The organism is Halorubrum sp. AJ67 (assembly GCF_000513435.1).
The window spans coordinates 40,884-42,932 of sequence record NZ_CBVY010000008.1 but is presented as its reverse complement, the minus strand read 5'-3'; the positions used below and the strand labels follow the sequence as shown (position 1 = coordinate 42,932).

Sequence of the window (2,049 nt, the reverse complement as noted above, 5' to 3'; positions counted from 1 at the left end):
GGCGCGGAGACGCGGCTGTCCGTCACGTTCGCCGACGTGCGGCTGGACGGGGGGTCCCACCGGGTGGTCGTCGCGACCGCGAACCGGACGCGGGAGCGGGCCGTGACGCTGACTCACCCGAGTCCGTACGGGAAGACGACCCTCCGGCTCTACGTCGATGACGAGGCGGTCGACCGCAACGTCTCAGGCGTCGTCGCGGCCGCGACGGGCTACTGGGAGCGCACCGACGAGCGCTACCTCGGCTACCCGGTCGCCTACGAGCGCGTGAGCGACGAGGAGCGGGCGGACGTAATCCTGCGGTTCGACCGCGTGGATCGCTGTGGCGTGGAGGACGGCGACGCGCGCTACTTCGGCTGCGCGGACCTCCTCGTCGACGAGCCCCGGACGCCGATGACCGCGACCGTCGAGCCGAACATCTCGGACGCGGAGATGAGCGCGACGATCATCCACGAACTCGGCCACGTTCAGGGCCTCGAACACGGCGAGGAGCCCGCCGACCTGATGGCCCCGACCAGCAACCTCACGACCCATCGGCCGGTGAAGGTCCACCTCCGCGCCGAGAGCGGCGACGTTCCGCGGCGCGTCGAGGACGAGGTCGCGGCGGGACTCGACTACTTCGCGGACAGCGAGGATATCGTCGGGAGCGACGGGTTCGCGTGGGAGTTCGTCGACAGCGCGCGCGAGGCGCACGTCCAGATCACCTACGACGACCGCGGGAACATCTGCTTCGCCGACGGCGGCGGCGGGTCCTGTACGGTTGAGGGCGAATACTACGGGCAGCAGGACGTGCGACTGGAGGAGATAGACGACGAGGTCGTCGCGTGGCACGTCGGCGCGTCGTTCGCCCCGGTGCTCTTGGAGGAGGTGCCCCCGGAGCTCATGCGCGACGCGGACCGACGGGAGCGGGAGGAGTGGCCGGAGTAGGGAGGAACGGGCAGCGAGGGGGACTCGGTGCGTGCGGCACTCGATTGGCGCGGTTCCGAGGCTCGCTTGCGGCGCAAAAACACGGACTCGCGGGGGTCCCGCGAGCGACCGCAGGGAGCGAGTGGGACCACGCGAGGAAATGACTGAGGGAACGAAGTGATCGAAGGAATGGACTCGCGGGGATTTGAACCCCGGGCCTTCCCCGTGCCAGGGGGATGATCTACCACTGATCTACGAGCCCTCGACGCACTCGTTCGTTCCCCGCTGGATATATTAAGGCCTTCGACTCGGCGACGCGGCCGGCGTCGTGGCGCGATCCGCTCAGATCCGATTCGAGTCCACGTACACGTCGAGGTCGACGTCGCGGGTCGACCCCTCCAAGTCCTGGACGGCGCGCTCGACGACGCGTTCGGCCTCGCTTCTGATCAGCGGGATCGCCTTCTTCAGCACCCAGTCGAACGAGACCAGCCGCGGGAGATCAAGCGCGTCGGAACTGGCGGAGCCGGGGTCGAACTCGACTTCGAGCGCGACCTCGCAGGGGGCGTTGCCGTTCGGATCGGCGTCGCTCGGGTCTTCCGGGTCGTCGACGCCGTCACCGGTTTCAGGGGGCGTCACCCGCCAGCAGCCGCCGGCGTCGATATCCTTCGTGATCTCCCAGTCGATCCGCTCCGGCGGCTCGACGCCGGTCACCTCCGAGCGCGCGGTGTAGGAGATCTTCCACCACGCGAAGGTGAGCGCGTATTGGGTGCCGGGACCGCCGTCACCGGAGACGGTCGTGACCTCCCGGAGGTACTCCGAGTAGTTCGCGTACTGCGGGAAATCGAGCAGGAACGCGTACACCTCTTCGGGGTCGGCGTACACCTCCGTACTCACGACGAGTTCGTCCACGTACCGTGGTTCGAGCCGCGCTTATTAAACCGTCCGGCGATACGCAGTCGTTCGCTACGATCCAGTGGCTCACTACGATCCGGTGGCTTCCGACGCTTTGACCGAGACCACCGAAGCCCCAGCCGCTCGGCTGTACGTGACTGTTCTTGTCAGGACCAACTCCGTGACTGAGACCACCGAAGCCCCAGCCGCGAGGACTCGGTGCGCTCGCTGCGCTCCTCAGTCGCTCGTTTCACT

General features: G+C 67.8%; 2 protein-coding genes and 1 tRNA gene. 1 reads left to right on the top strand and 2 read right to left on the bottom strand.

The features are described 5' to 3' along the window. The coding region (locus tag BN903_RS08510; protein WP_048077340.1) for a matrixin family metalloprotease at positions 1–924 on the top strand (924 nt) is incomplete at its 5' end. A 169-nt stretch (positions 925–1,093) separates the two neighbouring features. Here BN903_RS08510 and BN903_RS08505 read toward each other — a convergent pair. Together BN903_RS08505 and BN903_RS08500 are read right to left on the bottom strand one after the other, a co-directional pair. Beyond that, positions 1,094–1,165, bottom strand: a tRNA-Ala gene (locus BN903_RS08505). Between the two features lie 80 nt (positions 1,166–1,245). Then, positions 1,246–1,812, bottom strand: coding sequence for an SRPBCC family protein (locus tag BN903_RS08500; protein WP_048077339.1), 567 nt, complete (start codon positions 1,810–1,812; stop codon positions 1,246–1,248). Positions 1,813–2,049: the final 237 nt, after the last annotated feature.